This window comes from Microbulbifer harenosus, assembly GCF_005771435.1.
GTDB lineage: Bacteria > Pseudomonadota > Gammaproteobacteria > Pseudomonadales > Cellvibrionaceae > Microbulbifer > Microbulbifer harenosus.
In genome coordinates this window covers 183,360-200,106 of sequence record NZ_VANI01000006.1, presented here as the reverse complement: position 1 = coordinate 200,106, position 16,747 = coordinate 183,360, and the positions used below count along the sequence as shown (strand labels likewise).

The 16,747-nt window shown below is 53.1% G+C and carries 14 protein-coding genes; 11 read left to right on the top strand and 3 right to left on the bottom strand.

From position 1 onward, the window contains the following. Positions 1 to 118 precede the first annotated feature (118 nt). From FDY93_RS06610 to FDY93_RS06580, 7 genes are all read left to right on the top strand, one after another. Complete coding sequence (locus FDY93_RS06610) at positions 119 to 412, top strand: hypothetical protein (protein WP_138234946.1); 294 nt, start codon at positions 119 to 121, stop codon at positions 410 to 412. 157 nt (positions 413 to 569) lie between these two features. Beyond that, the gene (locus tag FDY93_RS06605) at positions 570 to 938 is read left to right on the top strand and encodes a nuclear transport factor 2-like protein (RefSeq protein ID WP_138234945.1); all 369 of its coding nucleotides are present in this window, start codon (positions 570 to 572) and stop codon (positions 936 to 938) included. A 116-nt stretch (positions 939 to 1,054) separates the two neighbouring features. Then, entirely contained in the window at positions 1,055 to 1,477 is a 423-nt protein-coding gene (locus FDY93_RS06600) for a GFA family protein (RefSeq protein ID WP_138234944.1), read from the top strand. A 197-nt stretch (positions 1,478 to 1,674) separates the two neighbouring features. Beyond that, the gene (locus FDY93_RS06595) at positions 1,675 to 1,947 is read left to right on the top strand and encodes an antibiotic biosynthesis monooxygenase family protein (RefSeq protein ID WP_138234943.1); all 273 of its coding nucleotides are present in this window, start codon (positions 1,675 to 1,677) and stop codon (positions 1,945 to 1,947) included. A gap of 800 nt (positions 1,948 to 2,747) precedes the next feature. Further along, entirely contained in the window at positions 2,748 to 3,071 is a 324-nt protein-coding gene (locus tag FDY93_RS06590) for a TfoX/Sxy family protein (RefSeq protein ID WP_138234942.1), read from the top strand. A gap of 190 nt (positions 3,072 to 3,261) precedes the next feature. Next, positions 3,262 to 3,900: a class I SAM-dependent methyltransferase gene (locus FDY93_RS06585; protein ID WP_138234941.1), complete on the top strand. Its 639-nt coding sequence runs from the start codon at positions 3,262 to 3,264 to the stop codon at positions 3,898 to 3,900. Between the two features lie 110 nt (positions 3,901 to 4,010). Then, positions 4,011 to 4,361, top strand: a complete 351-nt coding sequence (locus FDY93_RS06580; protein ID WP_138234940.1) for a VOC family protein — start codon at positions 4,011 to 4,013, stop codon at positions 4,359 to 4,361. A gap of 172 nt (positions 4,362 to 4,533) precedes the next feature. Here the strand turns inward: FDY93_RS06580 and FDY93_RS06575 are convergent, their stop codons facing one another. Further along, complete coding sequence (locus FDY93_RS06575) at positions 4,534 to 6,135, bottom strand: PQQ-dependent sugar dehydrogenase (protein WP_138234939.1); 1,602 nt, start codon at positions 6,133 to 6,135, stop codon at positions 4,534 to 4,536. A gap of 125 nt (positions 6,136 to 6,260) precedes the next feature. Here FDY93_RS06575 and FDY93_RS06570 point away from each other — a divergent pair, with 125 nt between their 5' ends. Next, positions 6,261 to 7,400: a sterol desaturase family protein gene (locus FDY93_RS06570; protein ID WP_138234938.1), complete on the top strand. Its 1,140-nt coding sequence runs from the start codon at positions 6,261 to 6,263 to the stop codon at positions 7,398 to 7,400. Between the two features lie 3 nt (positions 7,401 to 7,403). On the opposite strand, the gene FDY93_RS06565 is transcribed toward FDY93_RS06570, so the two are convergent. Beyond that, positions 7,404 to 8,396: an HAD family hydrolase gene (locus tag FDY93_RS06565; protein ID WP_138234937.1), complete on the bottom strand. Its 993-nt coding sequence runs from the start codon at positions 8,394 to 8,396 to the stop codon at positions 7,404 to 7,406. Between the two features lie 437 nt (positions 8,397 to 8,833). Here FDY93_RS06565 and FDY93_RS06560 point away from each other — a divergent pair, with 437 nt between their 5' ends. The 3 genes from FDY93_RS06560 to FDY93_RS06550 all read left to right on the top strand — a co-directional run bounded on the left by FDY93_RS06560 (position 8,834) and on the right by FDY93_RS06550 (position 14,661). After that, the gene (locus FDY93_RS06560; RefSeq protein ID WP_220446116.1) at positions 8,834 to 10,600 is read left to right on the top strand and encodes an arylsulfatase; all 1,767 of its coding nucleotides are present in this window, start codon (positions 8,834 to 8,836) and stop codon (positions 10,598 to 10,600) included. 173 nt (positions 10,601 to 10,773) lie between these two features. Further along, positions 10,774 to 13,152, top strand: a complete 2,379-nt coding sequence (locus tag FDY93_RS06555) for a multiheme c-type cytochrome (protein WP_138234936.1) — start codon at positions 10,774 to 10,776, stop codon at positions 13,150 to 13,152. Positions 13,153 to 13,203: 51 nt separating this feature from the next. After that, positions 13,204 to 14,661: a phospholipase D family protein gene (locus FDY93_RS06550; protein ID WP_246068486.1), complete on the top strand. Its 1,458-nt coding sequence runs from the start codon at positions 13,204 to 13,206 to the stop codon at positions 14,659 to 14,661. 69 nt (positions 14,662 to 14,730) lie between these two features. Here the strand turns inward: FDY93_RS06550 and FDY93_RS06545 are convergent, their stop codons facing one another. Beyond that, complete coding sequence (locus tag FDY93_RS06545; RefSeq protein ID WP_138234935.1) at positions 14,731 to 16,719, bottom strand: alkyl/aryl-sulfatase; 1,989 nt, start codon at positions 16,717 to 16,719, stop codon at positions 14,731 to 14,733. Positions 16,720 to 16,747 lie beyond the last annotated feature (28 nt).

Below are 16,747 nucleotides of genomic sequence, written 5' to 3'. Positions count from 1 at the left end.
AGAGCCTTTGAGGGGCTTGAGCCGTATGCGAGGAAACCCGCACGTACGGTTCTTAGAGGGCCGGGAGTCGGTGACGGCTCCTGGCTACTCGGCGAGTTAAGAGGAGTTGGTAGCTTTCGTGGAGTTAATTGCAGAGGCAGTCATGGCATTGATTATGACTGTTGTTGAAGTGCTAGCGGCACTTATTACACCAGCGGCGGAAGTAGCGGCACCCTTCTTGATCCTATTAGTGGAAGCACTTGTATGGTTGGTTCTACTTCTTGTACAGCTAGTTTTAGCATTAATTTACTGGCGTAAACTAAACATACCAGGTAAGCCTCAATTCAATGGCTTGCGTGGTAAGCTAAAGTCATTTTCTATCCAATGGCGAAAAAGACGTGAAAATAAAAAGGCGCGGAAGCAAAGCTCATAACAAGACCGGGAAATTTACTCCGGACCTTTGGCCATCCGTGGGAAAGCTTAATTTGCTCACCTTTTGCGCGGTCGCTGCGTTCCCATTTTTCGTGCAAAAAGCACACAAGGTAAACTGCGTCTGATTGCGGCGCTAGTTGCAACCAGGAATCTAGAGCATGGTCGAAATTATAGGAAGTAAAGATTGCGGTAATTCTCCAAAAAATCAGTTTGTTGAGAAAATAACCGTTGCATTGGAAACTGGTGATTTGGAGTTTCTTGGTGAAGTTCTATCTGACGGCGCTGTCTGGGAACTCGCGGATAGAAGTGTAATGGAAGGAGATAGCCTTCGATCTCATATTCAACGGTGTGGAAAGGACGTTACTCTAGTAAAAATTGACCACGTAATTTCACATGGAAAATCCGGGGCAGCAAATGGGCATGTCCAAGATAAGAAAGGCAAGATACTTCACTTTTGCCACTTCATAGAATTTACAAGTGCAAAATGTGTAGTAATCAAGAGAGTGAGCAGCTACGGAAAATCCTAGCCGCGAAGCACTTAGTATCAAGTTTTAGCACTGTATACGCGGTCGCTGCGGTGCGCATAAAACGCCAACAATTGTCCGCGGCTGAACGCAGCGTTATACATCTTGAGGAGAAAGGTATGGGGTCTGAATCAGCGCTTAGGGGAAGCTGCCTTTGCGGTGTAGTCCGCATCTCAGCCAAGACAAAAAACAATAGTGTTGGTGCTTGTCACTGCTCGATGTGTCGAAAATGGGGCGGTGGTCCTCTTTTTGCAGCTGAGTGTGAAAGTGATGTGCATTTTGAGGGCGCTGAATACATATCTATCTTCAGTTCTTCGGAATGGGCCGAACGCGGATTTTGTCAAAAATGTGGCACCCATTTGTTTTACCGGCTAAAGCAGGAGAGACACTACGCTATTCCTGTTGGACTGTTTGACGGTGGTGATCAGTGGACATTCGCGGAGCAGATATTTATTGATCAGAAGCCTTCGTTTTATTCGTTTGCGGAAAAGACCAAGAATCTAACCGGGGCTGAGGTCTTTGCACAGTACTCCGCAGATTAGGGTGAAGTAACGGCGCCGCATAACAAATTGTTGGAGGAGGACGTTTGTTCTGCAGGTTGCCCCTGCCGGCGGTGTTTAGGCCGAATGACCAAGGATATACCGCTGACAGAATAGCAGCATCACCTCACCATCTTGGATTGTCTCGACTTATGCTCGCACCAGGACCTTTCACCAATGCCTCACCATAGAGAAGCGCAGTGATTGTCACCATCTCCAACGTTACAGACTTCGATCAATTCATGCGGACTTTTTCAAACGAGGGGGTCAAGAAGAGAAGGGAACACGGGTGCAAGGGTGCTTATGTCGTCCGGGACCCTGATGACGACCATCGGGTATGGGTGTTTTTCGACTGGGCACAAGAAGACTACGAGGGTTTTCTCGCGGATCCGGAGATTCCCGCAATAGCACGGAAGCTCGCTCTTCGAGAGCCACCAATAAAGGTTGAACCGGTCGCGCAGTACGATTCCTGACATCTTAGGAAGCTGTTTTTCGATGCCATTGGCTGGGTGGATTAATGTTTACTTCGGTATATCCCATCGGCCAAATCAGATCGTTGAACAAAGTCCTGCTTTTGGGAGAATTTATTGCTGTGCTATAAATTTTCCACTGAGCGTGAGGTTATATGTGGTAGGTTCAGAGCTGATATTCTGAGAATAGTTTTTCATAGTTTTAATTCTATTTTTTGTGGCCGGCTACATCTATTACTTAAACGATCAGCACAATAGAGCATGCCTCAAAGCACAGTTATTTTTGTAACGCTGCGCTACCAGAAAACAATCAACTACAAAGCTGCAATTAGTAGCGACTTTTTATACTGGTCTTACCCACGATAAGTTGACACCTGTATAGGTACGCTTGGATTTAGAGGCTGGTTGTATTTTGAGCAAGAGAATAGCTCCGCTAGTACGAAGGAGTTTCCATAACCGCTTCTAGCTGGTGGCGCGCAAATGTTCTTGAGGTGGTTTTTGTGGTGTCTTGTTTCAGTTAGGCGGGCAAATCTTGTATTCCTTGCTACACTTTAATCAATAACGGCAATAAATTTTTACGTATGGCAGCCATTTTACAATCACTGGCTGAGTACATCAGCCCACAGATCCCGCCGTGCAGTGCGCCTGCCGAGGCGCTGTTTCCCCTCTTTTACTTAGAATCGGTTCAGAAGAACTGGATTAACCCTCAGCCGTTTGGAGCGCGTTTTATTCCGCGCCTCGTGCTGTTATGAATAGTTTGCGACTAATTGAAAATCCAGGGATGAATTAAAAAGGAGAGCACCATGAGTTACAGCGAAGAGTTGGTGGAAAAGGTTCGCGACTTGCTACAGGAAAAAGAAGGCCTGACTGAAAAGCAGATGTTCGGCGGTCTAGCATTCATGCTGAATGGCAATATGGCCTGTGGCGTCGTCGGTGAAGAGTTGATGGTGCGTGTGGGTCCGGAAAACTACGACAATGCCCTGAGTGAGCGGTATACCCGTCCCATGGATTACACGGGCAGGCCGTTAAAGGGCATGGTGTATGTTGAAGAGGATGCTATCGCCGAAAACCTGGATGGCTGGGTAACCAAAGGCGCAGAGTTTGCCAATTCCCTGCCACCCAAATAAACGCCGCGGCGTCACCGAGTTCTGCGTTGAAAGAAGCTGGATGATAAAATCGCGGAAATCAGGATATGAGTGGCGCTATCATTCTTGGGGTCGCCAGGTTCAATCGCGCATTCAAGCTGCTCAGTAAAAACCGATTTTTAGAGTTGACGTGAATCGTAGCCCTCAAGAGTAATTTTGGAATGTATGAATCATGAAGGATTCAAAACAGTTTTGGGAAGAATCTGCTGAAAAATATATTAAAAGCCCCATTAAAAATGAAGCTACATATCAGCGGAAACTGGCCATTACTCAAGAGTTCCTGAGGTCGGATTGGAATGTGTTGGAGTTTGGCTGCGGCAGTGGCGCCACCGCGATTTTTCATGCTCCTCATGTGAAACATGTCCTTGCTACAGATATATCTGAAAACATGATAGACGCGGCACATAGAAAAGCGGTCGAAGCCGGAGTAAAGAACATTGTTTTTCAGCAGGGAACGCTCGACAGCTTGGCGTTAAGGAATGGAAGTTTTGACGCTGTTCTCGGGTTAAATGTGCTACATCTTCTGGAAGATGTAGACGGGGCGATTGATAAAATTCATGGGCTGCTAAAACATGATGGAGTATTTATATCAAGCACTTCGCTATTAGCGGAGATAAGTATTTTTTATCAATGGTTGGTCTCTGGCATGCAGCTTCTCCGTTTAGCACCTTATGTCAGTCGCTTATCAAAAAGTCAGCTTATTTCCAAGTTGCTGAATTCAGGTTTTACTATTGAGCGAGAATGGCAGGCTAGCCATGAATCGGTATTTATAGTCGCTAGAAAGGGCTGTCAAGAGGTTGGGTCAACCTAACTAGCAACGGCTATCTTCGCTGCGCAGGGAGCGCGGCTTTTCCGCGCCTCGCGGTACAACTTCGCCCTGTAGTTGGGCGTTAGAACACAAAGAATATCCTTGGGGGTACAGTGAAAGTTCGTCGGATTGTCACCAATATAGATAGCAAAGATCTGGAAAAGGCCGAAGCGTTTTATGGGAAGTTTCTCGGTCTTGATATCCTGATGGATCATGGCTGGATCAAAACCTTCGGCTCCAGTGAAAAAATGACGTTGCAAGTCAGCGTAGCGTCGGAAGGTGGCTCGGGCACGGCGGTTCCCGACTTATCCATCGAGGTCGATGATCTATCTGCTGCGCTCCGAAAGGCCAAGGAGCTTGGGATATCCGTAGAATATGGGCCGGAAAGCGAACCCTGGGGCGTGCGCCGCTTTTATGTTCGCGACCCATTTGGCAAACTCATCAATGTTCTTCAACACCATTAGTCATACTGGTGGTTTTGTGTTCTGACAGACCGCTCAAGTTCATTCGATATTCAATCCGCTTTGCGCACACCTCCAAGTCGGTTTGGTGGAGATGTGTGCAAAAGCCGATATAAAGTGGGTTGCGCCTGAGTGTGATGTTGGGCCTCTCCTGAGTTCAGCTGCGCTGGTGAATTCAGTCTGATTGGCTGAGCGCGCTCAGTATTGTGGTGATATCGCGCTTATCCAATCTGCCGGTCGGTGGCATGAATCCGCTTTCGCTGGTGAGCTTGTGTTCCAGCAGGGTTACACCGTCGGCCATTTGCAGCCAGCGGCCCTCCGGACTTAACAATGTACCGGGTGTATGCTGCAGTTCCTGGTGGCAGCCGGCGCAGTGTGTCAGCAGCACCCGCCGCGGCTCCTCTGCGAGCTGGACGTCATTCACACGGGGGATGGCATGTGCCGCAGCGGCCTGAATATTCTCCATTGCCATGTAGGGTTCACCGCGGGACAGTCGCAACACGGCCCTGTTTTTGTCGTCGACAATCAGTAAGGCGCCATCCTGCAGTTGCAATAACCCGACCGGAGCGCCTTCAGGACGCAGGTTTTCGACCTGATTCCACTGCCCAATGACTTCGGTATGCTGCGCATCGGCATGGGAGCCACCACGTGGCGCCATAGCATGGGATGTGAATTTCTGCGCGGGCGGGATGGGGTCGCGGTTGAAGGTGACGCTGGGCTGCAGCAGCGGCAGGCCTTCTGGAGAGGTGGGATAGCTGACGACCCGGTTACCCACTACACGGTAGCCGTGCCAGCTGACGAGCAGGTGACCTTTGAGTTTGGGCAACAGGTCGGCGCTGTAATAGATCATATCCAGGGGGGCCACATGGGGCGGCATCAGACTGTATGGTTGGATGTAATCCGGGCGGGTGCAGCCCGCCGCAACTTCTTTTGCGCTCAGTGTCCTGTTAAAGCAGAAAGGCCAGCCATAAAAACCGCCGGCCTGAATAACGTTGATTTCCTCGTATGGTTCCTCGGGATCATGAAAATCCGCACTGTTTTCCCCTTGCAGTATCGTGCCGCTGGGATGCACGACTAGCGCCATGGAATTGCGCAGGCCGGTGGCGTACATAGAGAACGCGCTTTCCCAGCGATTGCCTTCAGGGATATAGCGATAGTGACGGAGGCCGACGGAAGTGGCTTCTTCGCAGGCCTGCTTGTCTGCGCTGAGCTTACAATCGTCCGTTTTCGAGCCCGCGTTGACTAACAGATCCCCGTTTGGGAGGAAGACAAAACTGGTCAGGGGGTGCAGATGGTCCCCGGCCGAGTAGGGGAGCGATTCGACAGCCGTTTCCTGATCGGCTATTTCATCATCTCGCACACGGAATCGAGTGATGCGATGTGCCTCCCCCAGATAAATCAAGCCGTCTGGCCCGAGTTTGATGTCGTGTGGAAGATTGAGCCCGGTGGCGAGTTTGCGCGCGGTCAGTAACTGGCTGTAGCGGTCGTCGGCAAATTCCAGCAACCACAGGATTCCCCTGTGTGGGTTCCAGCCCCCCATGTCGGTGACCAGTATCTGCCGGTGCTGTGGAATCTCCAGAGCTTTTCGAGGTTTGACAAATGCCGCGCCAATACTGGCGTCCGCCACAAGGCCAAGGCAGGTTCCTGGCATGGTTCCCACCGGCAGCTTTGGTGGGCCGTCACAGGTGGTGGGCACTGGCTGATAACCGGTAGCAGTGGAGGAAGCGGTAAAAAGGCCGAGCAGCAGCCCGATTATCCATTTGCGGGTCAAATTCATGGCGCGGAAACTCACTCATTGCGAAAGCGAGGTGGACTATAGCCATTGGCGCTGGAAACACCAAGCCGGTTTTCGGTAGTATTGCGCGCTAAATTCAAGGGGCGTGGCACAAGGAGAGTCTGTCAGTGGAAACAGGGTACCAGTACCGCAAGCGCAGGGTGGCGCTGGATCGGAGCCGGGAATTTCGGCTCGGCGAGGGAAAAATCAGTGCCTATGCCAGCGTGGCATTGGGGCTCTTATGTTTGCTGGCTGTGCTCGCTTACCGTTATCCCGCCTATCTGACCACTATCGAATTGCGTCAGGCGTATGATGCTGAGTTTTTGCAACAGATCCTCAAATACGGCATGTACTTCTCACTGTTCCTTGGTGCGCTTACGTTTGTGCTTAATCGCCACAAGCGGCTTGGAGCCTGTGGTATCGGTCTTACTCTGACCGGCTTTGCCCTGGGAGGCTACGACATTCCCGTAGGACCGGTGGAGCCTGTGCGGATGTCACTTGGCGTGGACTGGCTGATTCTTGCGTTTCTCGGCTCGGTCGGTGTGTTCATGACATTGGAGAAGCTGTTCCCCAAATATCGCAATCAGGTGATATTGCGCAGCGAGTGGGGCCTGGATCTGTTTTACTTCTGCTTCAACCACCTGATGATATCGGCGATCCTGATTTACGCCAACTTTCATGCGAGTCATTTCCACTGGGCCCTCAGCGAATCGGTGCAGACGACAGTGCAGTCGATGCCTGTATGGTTGCAGGTGGTGCTGATTGTATTGTGCGCGGATTTTGTGCTGTATTGGGAGCACCGCCTGTATCACGAGGTACGCGGGTTGTGGCCGGTACATGCGGTGCATCACTCGGTGGAGCAGATGGACTGGTTGGCGGGCTCCCGCGGTCACTTTGTGCAGGTGTTTTCCGAACGCGCAATGGTGATGATCCCACTGTATTTGTTGGGGGCAGACAAAGCGGCACTGGATATTTACGTCACTTTTGCTGCGCTGCAGGCGGTACTCATCCACTCTAATGTGAACCTGCGCTTCGGGCCGCTGAAGTATCTCCTGGTTACACCTCAATTTCACCACTGGCACCACAGTTCCGAAAAGCCGGCAATTGACACCAACTATTCCGCGCACACGGTAATTTTTGATCGGCTTTTCAATACCTATCATATGCCGGATAAGCACTGGCCTGCGGAGTACGGTACAACGGTGCGTTTGCCGCGTGGTTTTGTCGGCCAGCTGTTCTATCCGCTCCGGAAGTGGCTACAGCCTTAGTACCTATCGCGGGGATGGGAAGACTACTTTCCAGTCGTTCTTCATGTCGACCACGGTCCAGCCTTTTTTAGCGGCGTCATCCAGGCCTTTGCTCAGTTGGCCGATGTGAGAATCGCGATCGTAGGCCCACTCCCGTTTGGCGTCGGTGTGGTGCAGTAACAGACCGAGGCGGGCGCCGGTTCCCGCTGTGGTCCATTCGAGCATCTGGTAATCCCCATCGGAATTGCCGAAGGCAAAACTGGGACGCTGTCCAATGTATTGATGAATGCCCACAGGCTTGCCCTCCTTGTCGTCGATCAGGTTGATCTCGGGCAGTTTGATGATCGCCGGTGTGCCATCGCGGACTTCGTATTTGGCTTTGATACTTGATCCAACCACCTGATCAGGTGGAATGCCATAGGTCTGCTCTGCGAAGACCCGCATAAAATCCACGCCACCACCGGAGACGATGAATGTCTTGAAACCATTGGCGCGCAGATAATCCAGTAGCTCTAGCATGGGCTGGTAGATCATCTCGTTGTAGGGCCGATTGGTTTTCGGGTGACGGGCGGTTTTAAGCCAGTCGCTGACGTTTGCGTGAAATTCTTCCGCGGTCATATTCGCGTGGGTGGCAGCGAGGATCTTCATTAATCCTTCCTTGCCACTCGCCATGACTTTTTGGGTGTCGCCCCTGAGTACGGAAGCGAATGGCTCCTGAGTTTTCCATTCCGGATGCTTCGGTGCCATCTTCTTAACCTGATCCAGGGCATAGATCAGCTGGAAATAGACCGGTTGTTCCGCCCACAGTGTGCCGTCGTTGTCAAAAGTCGCGATGCGCTGACTTTCTGGAATAAAGTCGGGTGAATCTTTGCGAGTGACTTTTTCCACAAAACGGATGATGGCCTTTTTGCTGTCACTGTCATTCCAGGAACTCAGTGGATCGGCGACGCTGAAAGCGGAGGTAAGTAGCAAGAGCCCGGCTGCGAGCAACAGGCGCAGCTTGTACCGAATATACATAAGATTCCCCTGAGTACTTTGGTGAGGTGCTTATCTGAATTTGACGCTACCTAAACTCTAGTTCGCAATGTTCATTTCAGTGAATTGTGGGTGTTAGTTTTCCAGAGGCTATGGGTAGCGGAATCTGAATCCCAGGTTTTGATCTTTACCGCATCTGGTGACGTGTCACTCCTTGCTGACTTCTCCAGAATATTGCCGCCGGCTAGCAGGGCGGCGCAAGACGCCTGTTTAACTCTCCGCGGCCCTGGATCCTACGGTGCGTACCGGCCGGTACCTTGAATGATCGTATCCAGAATGGCATGTATCTGCACTCATGCCTCCAAATTTTTACCTATGGTTGGCAAGCGGAGTTCTCCATATTTCCCGGTGTTGTTATTTTTTCCGCCTGTAAATGGGTGAATGGATCCGCAGTGATAAAACGCTGAAATGGGGTGTCTATGCGTATCTATGTAACTGTATTGACGTTATTACTGGTACTGGCAGGTTGCAGTGAGAAAGATGAGGAAGCCCAAGTACGGCTGCCAGGCGTCGAGCAGGCCGTTGCCAACACGCAACAGGATGGGGACATCAATCGCCCGCCAGTGACACCAACCATTCCCCCTCAGGCCACACTTTCGAAGCCGGCAGTGAACCCCGCCGGCACCAAACCCAATATCCTGCTGATCGTTTCCGACGACACCGGCTTTGGTGACCTCGGTCCCTACGGCGGTGGTGTCGGGCGCGGTATGCCCACACCGAATATTGACCGGATGGCGGCAGATGGCATGACCTTTTTCTCGTTCTACGCGCAACCCAGTTGTACTCCCGGCCGCGCGGCCATGCAGACCGGACGCATTCCCAATCGCAGCGGCATGACCACGGTGGCATTTCAGGGGCAAGGCGGTGGCCTGCCGAAGGAGGAATGGACTCTGGGGTCAGTGCTAAAAAAGGCGGGTTATAAAACCTATTTCACCGGCAAGTGGCACCTGGGCGAATCCGACTATGCACTGCCGAATGCCCAGGGTTACGATGTAATGGAACACGCGTTCCTGTATCACGCCAATGCGTACACCTATGGCGATCCCGAGTGGTTTCCGGATATGGATCCGAAGCTGCGCAAGATGTTCAACGATGTGACCAAAGGTTCCATGTCTGGGCTGGCCGGTGAAAAGCCGCGTGAAGATTGGAAGGTCAACGGTGAGTATGTCAACACCCCGGACAAAGGTGTTGTGGGTTTGCCTTTTTTGGACAGCTATATTGAGCGCTCTGGGATCAGATTTCTTGAGGAGGCGGCGAGAAACCCCGAGCAGCCTTTCTTTATCAATATCAACTTCATGAAGGTGCACCAGCCAAATCTGCCTGCACCGGAGTTTAAACATAAGTCGATGTCGAAAACCAAATACGCCGATTCGCTGGTGGAGCTGGACGCGCATATCGGCAATGTAATGAACAAGTTGCGCGAACTGGGCCTGGATAAAAACACTTTGGTATTTTATACCACCGACAACGGCGCTTGGCAGGATGTATACCCGGATGCTGGTTATACACCACTGCGTGGCACCAAAGGTACAGTACGTGAGGGGGGCAACCGCGTGCCGGCTATCGCCGTTTGGCCCGGTTACATTGCCCCAGGCATTCGCAATCACGATATTCTCGGTGGCCTGGACCTGATGGCTACCTTTGCGGCGTTGGCAGGTTTGGAATTGCCCAAAGAAGACCGCGGTGGCGCTCCGATCTATTTCGACAGTATCGACATGTCACCGGTGTTGTTCGGAAACGGAAAGAGTACACGCGACTCCTGGTTTTACTTCACCGAAGATGAGCTGACTCCCGGCGCCGCGCGGGTCGGCAATTACAAGGCCGTGTTTAATTTGCGAGGGGACGACGGTGCGCACACCGGCGGGCTGGCGGTTGATAGCAACCTCGGCTGGAAGGGGCCGCAAAAGTATGTGGCCACCGTGCCGCAGATCTTCGACTTGTGGCAGGACCCGCAGGAACGCTACGACGTATTCATGAATAACTATACCGAGCACACCTGGACCATGGTTGTATTCAACGATGCGATCAGTGCTCTGATGAAAACTTACGTGAAGTATCCGCCGCGAAAACTGCAGAGTGAGAGTTACAGTGGTCCGATCACCCTCACGCAGTATCAGCGCTTAAAATATGTCCGCGAAAACCTGGAAAAAAATGGTGTAAACCTTCCCTTGCCCTCTGGAAACTGATTGCCGATAGCCAGACACACTGAACCCCGCCGCGCGGTTATGGCGGCGGGCTTTTTCTCATTGCGCACGGCGCGTTACTGGGCTTTACTTTATGCACCTGGGCAACAACCAGGAATAATCTATAACTGCAGGCCGGTCCCTCATGCGGTTGGCGCCTGAGCGTTGGTGAGTCCATGCACCCGAGTTTACGTATCCTGCTGCTCTGCGTTTTAGTTGGCGTCTGCGACCGAAATGCTTCGCCAACAACTGGTGTTCCGGTTAGTTCCCCCTCTGCGATTAATACCGCGACATCTCCGGAACCCAATCGAGCTCAGGGCCAAGAAGAGCGTACGCACCGTCAGACAAGTAAGAGCGAATCACCGTCGGCGCACGTGGATGATGCCAATACCGGTTATGTAGGCGCGGAAACCTGTGCCAACTGTCATCAGCGTGCCTTTAAAAGTTGGCAGAAATCTCACCATGATCTGGCCATGAAAACGCCGGATTCGCAAAGCGTGGTGGGCAACTTCGAGAATGCAACGTTCAACTACTTCGGCACCGAGTCTACTTTTTACCGGCGCGACGGAAAATACTTCGTGCGCACCGATGGAGCCAACGGTGAGCTACAGGAGTTTCCCATTGCCTACACCTTTGGTATCTACCCCTTGCAGCAGTATCTTATTGCGTTTCCCGGTGGCCGCCTGCAGGCACTGAGCATCTCTTGGGATTCCCGCCCGAAAGAAGCGGGTGGGCAACGATGGTTCCATCTCTATCCAGATGAGGAAATCAAACCCGGAGATCCGCTGCACTGGACGGGTATCAATCAGAACTGGAACTTCCAGTGTGCCGACTGCCACTCCACGAATTTGCAAAAGAATTACGACATGGCTTCGGGGACCTTCGCTACCCGCTGGTCGGAGCTCAATGTGGGTTGTGAATCCTGTCACGGTCCTGGTTCGCAACATGTGAAGTGGGCCGGCTTGAGTGAGGAGAGGCGCAAGGCGGAACCCGACCGCGGCCTGGAGATTTCCAACGCTGAACGCCAGCAGACAGGCTGGCAAATGAATGCGGAAAATGGCATCGCATATCTCAAGGTCGGTTCCGCGAAGCAGACCCAGAAAGAAATTTCCATTTGTGCCCAGTGCCACTCCCGTCGCGGCACCCAGCATCCCGGCGTCAGGCCAAAAGACGACTTTCTCGATTTCTTTCACCCGGCGCTGCTGAGTGAAGATCTCTATTACGCGGATGGCCAGATTAAAGACGAAGTCTACGTGTGGGGCTCGTTTGCGCAGAGTAAAATGCACGACGCCGGCGTCACCTGCAGCAACTGCCACGACCCCCACAGCCTAAAACTACGTGCGGAGGGCAATGCTATCTGCGCCCAGTGCCACCTACCATCGAAATTCGATGCGACTGAGCATCATCTGCATTCTGCGGGTAGCGAGGGCGCCCAGTGCGTCAATTGCCATATGCCCGAGAAAGTTTATATGCAGGTGGATGCGCGCCGCGACCACAGTTTCCGCGTGCCTCGCCCAGATTTATCGGAGAAGATTGGCTCGCCCAATGCCTGCAATGGATGCCATACGGATCGCCCGAGTATCTGGGCGGCGGACATCCTTGAGAGAAAATTTGGCGCACCGGAGCCCCACTATGGTGAGGTAATCCACGCCGGACGCGCAGGTGTTCCCGGTGCCGATCAACCGCTACAGGCATTGATCATGGACGAGTCCCAGCCCGACATCGTGCGAGCCACCGCCATCTCGCTGCTGCCCCGTTATCTCTCCCGCCAGTCCGCACAGCTGCTGCAGATCATCGCGCAGGGAGACAATGCACTGCTGCATCTGGGGTTGGCGCAAGCTCTCGACCAGATTCCGCAACAGGTGCGTCCGGCGCTGGCCATTCCACTGCTGTATGAAGATGAGCGGGTCATTGCATCGCTCGCCGCGAATGCGATTGCCGGTGCACCGATGGATGCCTACCCGGAGTCGGTGGGGCAGCGCTTCGACAGGGCATTGGCGGATTATGTTGCCGCTGCCGAATTCAACGGTGACCGTCCGGAGAGCCTGTTGAATCTGGCAGGGCTGCGCGGGCGCGAAGGGAATATATCTGCCGCGGAGTCACTGCTCCACCTGGCAGTGCAACGCGCACCGTATTACACGCCTGCACTGGTCAACCTCGCCGACCTTTACCGCAGTAGCGGTCGTGAACAGCGGGGTGAAGAGCTATTGCGCAGTGCGCTGGAGGGGGCAATCGACAAGGCGCCGTTGCAGCACGCCCTGGGCCTTTCTCTGGTGCGCCAGCAACGAATGGCGGATGCACTGGAGTTTTTACGTCAGTCCGCGGACAGCCAGAGTACTTCGTCGCGCTATGCGTATGTGTATGGTGTTGCCCTCAATTCCGTCGGTCGGCCGGATGCGGCGATTGTGTATCAGCAGGCCGCCCTGAAGCGCTTTCCCGGCGATCCTGACATTCTGCAGTTGCTGATCTCTCTCAACCGTGAGCAGGGGAATATGCAAGAGGCCCAGTATTACGAGGCGCAACTGCGTGGCGGACAAAGGGCACATTTACGGTAAAAGATTCGCGTGCAATATCCATCCAGCTCCTCGAAATTTCCGGCGTCATATGTGCGGCCTTCACCGAAAAACAGTCCTCTTGCCCGCGCTGTGCAGCGCGAGCTGGAGAATCATCCGGCAGAAACCAGCGGTTTTTATTTGATGCAGGATGGTCTGTCGGCCTTTGTTGCCAGGACCGTGTTGATTGAAGCCGCCACTGTATCCCTGGATCTCCAGTATTACATTTACGAAGATGACAGTGCCGGGCGCATTCTCATGAGCCTCCTACTGAAGGCAGCAGATCGCGGTGTGCGGGTGCGCCTGCTGGTGGACGACCTGGGCACCCGCGTAGTCAATCCGCTGGTGCTGACTCTGGATGAGCATCCTCTGATCGAGATTCGTATATTCAATCCGGTAGAGGGGCGCTCCGGACTCCGCCGTGCCCTGGAACAGGCGGCAAACCTCGGCCGGATCAATCATCGCATGCACAACAAACTGCTTGTCGCCGATGGCTTGGTGATGATTACCGGTGGGCGGAATATCGCCGACGGTTACTTTTCCCGTTCGGATGTGGAATTTCTTGATGTGGATGTGATGGCCCTAGGTGGGGTACTACCGGATGCGGAACAGATTTTTGATGATTATTGGAACAATCCGGTGTCGGTGCCGGTCACCGAACTGTCGCTCGATAACCTGGAAGATCAGAGCCTGGATGACCTCCGCCGCAAGGTGAAGGCCTTCCTTGAGGATGAGGCGAAGTCTGAATTCACTGATGCTCTGAGGCAGTCGCAAATGGCTGGCGAAATCCTTGCGGGAGCGATTCCCTTTCAGTGGGGGCGAGGCACGCTGTTTGCCGATCCTCCGGAGAAAGCTCTCCACCGAGATCGCATCCCGGTCGAGAAATTTCCCGGGTATCAACTGGAGAAGGTCATCCGCAACAGCAGTGCTAATCTGAGGATCAGCGCTGCTTACTTCATTCCCGGTAATATAGGTACGACACTGTTCACTGGGTTGCAGCAGCGCGGAGTGAATGTGGACATTCTCACCAATTCACTGTCCAGCAATGATGTGGCGATCGTGCACGGCGCTTATGCGCGCTACCGAAAAAAGTTGTTGCGCAAGGGCGTGGATCTCTGGGAGCTGCGTAAGGCGTCGGGCGAAAAGCGGCGCAAACGCTGGTTTCAGGGTGAGTCCCGCGCGACGCTGCATGCGAAAACCTTTGTAGTAGACGATAGTCTTGGCTTCGTCGGTTCCATCAATCTCGATAGTCGATCGCTCTTGCAGAACACGGAAATCGGCCTGCTGATGGAAAATGAGTCCATCAATCAGGAGTTGAGTGCGTTTTTTGAAGACTGGGTAGCGGGTGATTCTGCCTGGCATCTTTCACTCAATGCACAGGGAAAGATACGCTGGCGCGCACGGGATGGCGACGGCAAAGCACTGGTTGAAACCAAAGATCCGGAAACGACCGTGTGGCAGCGTTGGCTTTCCTGGATTCTGTCCTGGTTACCGGTGGAGTCCCAGATATGATGGCAATTACTGAGAAAAAGGCCGGTGGGCTGTGCACACCGGCCGGATTAATCCATACGAAACTGAATATCACTCGGAAGGGGGTGGGTTCGGCGTGGAAACATTCCACCAGAAATCAAACGTATCGAGCATGCCAAGAAACTCTTTGAACTTGGCGCCGTCGCCACCAAGTTTTGCGGAGCCATCTTTTACCTTGTCGTCGATGCCTGCGGTGCCCATGATCACATCATCCAGTGATGTACGGTTGATGGTGACGGTGGCATCGGGCTTGTCCACCGGTGGACCGTAGTTCAATACGCCATTTTCCACTACCAGAGAGTAGTTGCCCTTGATATCCGGCAGTGAAACGTTGAACGCCATTTTTTTCCCAGCAGCCTTGGGACCATTGAGGCGGATACCCAGGTAGTCAAAGAACATTTCAATCGGCATATTGGCAATAGTGTCGGGGCTCGCGGTAACGGGCATCGCCAGTTTTTTTACCCCCTCACGCAGTTCTTTGGCTCCGCTCAGGAAGAAGTTTCGCCATGGGCCATTTTCTTGTTGGTAACCCATCTGTTCCAGAGCATCGGCCAGCAGGTTTTTCGCTTTCTGATTGTTTGGCTGCGCTGATACGAGGTTGTCCAGCACCTGTGCCACCCAGCGATAGTTTCCAGCATCATAATCTTTCTGGGCCTTCTGCAATACGCTGTCTGCTCCGCCCATGTATTCCACAAATTTCTTGCCGGCTTCTGTGGGAGGCAGCGGGTAGAGTCGCGCGGGGTTTCCATCGAAGAATCCGAGGTAGTAGTTCCACACGGCGCGGGTATCGTGATTGACACTGCCGTAGTAGCCGCGGTTGGCCCAGTATTGCGCCAACTCCGCAGGCAGTTCCATCATCTCCGCAGCTTCCACCATGTTGTAACCGTGATTGGCCATACGCAGGGTCTGGTCATTCAGGTACTTGTACAGATCGCGCTGCTTCTTCAGGTGGTCCACCACTTTTTCATTGCCCCAGGTGGGCCAGTGGTGCGGGGCATAGAGCACTTCCGCTTTATCGCCCCAGCGTTGCAGGGTTTCGTTCAGGTAATTCGCCCACGCTTTGGCATTGCGTACCTTGGCGCCGCGCAAGGTGTACAGATTATGCAGTGTATGGGTGGCATTTTCCGCTGCGGTTACGGCTTTCAGTTCGGGGATATAGAAGTGCATTTCCGCGGGAGCTTCGGTGCCCGGTGCCAATAGAAATTCAAAAGTGAGCCCGTCTACTTTAAGTTGCTGTCCGGTTTTGGTTATGGTGTCGGTCGGTGGAATGATGGTGATAGTTCCCGGGGAGGTGCCGAGACCGAGACCGGTGCCCAGCGTCCCCTTGGGATCTTTCGGCAGGAGGTTACCGTACATATAGGAGGCGCGACGCCCCATGGTATTGCCGGCAAACACGTTTTCGCTCACCGCTTCCTCAAGAAAACCTTCCGGGGCAATGATTTTCACCTTGCCGGATTGCACATCCTTTTCATCCACCACGCCGCGCACACCGCCGTAGTGGTCCACATGACTGTGGGTGTAAATCACAGCCACCACGGGTTTGTTGCCGCGGTGTTTGCGGTACAAATCCAGTGAGGCTTTGGCAGTTTCGGCAGAAATCAGCGGGTCCATAACGATGACGCCGCTATCTCCTTCGATAAACGTGATATTGGAAAGGTCTGCGCTGCGCACCTGGTAAATACGCGGTGTCACTTCATACAGGCCGCCTTCGGAAAGCAACTGCAGTTGCCGCCAAAGGCTCGGGTTTACCGTATCCGGCGCTTCTTTGCCCTGGGCGAAGCTATAGGCACCCAGATCCCACACTGTTTGGCCTTTTGCATTTTTAATGATGCCGTTGTCAGGCAGTGGAGCGATAAACCCTTTTTTAACGTCCTCAAAGTCTTGCGTATTACTAAACGGAAGTTCGGACTTGACTGCGGCATTATTGTTTTTGGTTGTGTTCGTTGCCGCATTCTGCGCGAGGGCCAGAGCAGATGAAAATGCAATAATGCCAACGGCGACCAGTGGCCGCATAACCACTTGAGAGAATCGTCGAATCATAATTTCCGTCCTTGAATACGTCTTCCTG

What these genes read in the sequence shown, in the direction of transcription:
- FDY93_RS06605 (WP_138234945.1), top strand. Translation starts at nt 570, where the DNA reads ATGGTCGAAATTATAGGAAGTAAAGATTGCGGTAATTCTCCAAAAAAT.
- FDY93_RS06600 (WP_138234944.1), top strand. Translation starts at nt 1,055, where the DNA reads ATGGGGTCTGAATCAGCGCTTAGGGGAAGCTGCCTTTGCGGTGTAGTC.
- FDY93_RS06590 (WP_138234942.1), top strand. Translation starts at nt 2,748, where the DNA reads ATGAGTTACAGCGAAGAGTTGGTGGAAAAGGTTCGCGACTTGCTACAG.
- FDY93_RS06585 (WP_138234941.1), top strand. Translation starts at nt 3,262, where the DNA reads ATGAAGGATTCAAAACAGTTTTGGGAAGAATCTGCTGAAAAATATATT.
- FDY93_RS06575 (WP_138234939.1), bottom strand. Translation starts at nt 6,135, where the DNA reads ATGAATTTGACCCGCAAATGGATAATCGGGCTGCTGCTCGGCCTTTTT.
- FDY93_RS06565 (WP_138234937.1), bottom strand. Translation starts at nt 8,396, where the DNA reads ATGTATATTCGGTACAAGCTGCGCCTGTTGCTCGCAGCCGGGCTCTTG.
- FDY93_RS06560 (WP_220446116.1), top strand. Translation starts at nt 8,834, where the DNA reads ATGCGTATCTATGTAACTGTATTGACGTTATTACTGGTACTGGCAGGT.
- FDY93_RS06555 (WP_138234936.1), top strand. Translation starts at nt 10,774, where the DNA reads ATGCACCCGAGTTTACGTATCCTGCTGCTCTGCGTTTTAGTTGGCGTC.
- FDY93_RS06545 (WP_138234935.1), bottom strand. Translation starts at nt 16,719, where the DNA reads ATGATTCGACGATTCTCTCAAGTGGTTATGCGGCCACTGGTCGCCGTT.